The following is a 277-nucleotide window of genomic DNA, read 5'->3' as shown; positions in this document are numbered from 1 at the left end:
ATGACACTTTCAGCACCTGATGGCCGCGGCTTTGCCCATACATTCAAGAGCGCCGCCGCGCTTCTCGACCGCATCCCGCATGATCTGATCGCGACCATTTCCCGGCTGTCGATTGCCGCGGTTTTCTGGCAATCGGGGCAGACAAAGGTCGATGGCTGGCAGGTGACGGACAATGCGGTCTATCTGTTCCAGACCGAATACAAGCTGCCTCTCGTCGACCCCTGGCTCGCCGCCCATCTCGCAGCCTTTGCCGAGCACTTCTTCCCGCTATTGCTGG

1 protein-coding gene is annotated in these 277 nt (G+C 59.9%); it reads left to right on the top strand.

Going from position 1 to position 277, the window contains the following annotated elements:
• Positions 1-277: DoxX family protein (locus SB659_RS19395; RefSeq protein WP_410551578.1), on the top strand; the 277-nt coding region annotated here is incomplete at both ends.

The organism is Arthrobacter sp. SIMBA_036 (assembly GCF_046535135.1).
In the GTDB taxonomy this organism is placed as follows: Bacteria; Actinomycetota; Actinomycetes; order Actinomycetales; family Micrococcaceae; genus Arthrobacter.
Note: the sequence above shows the minus strand (reverse complement) of the source record. Positions and strands in the feature narration are given on the sequence as shown.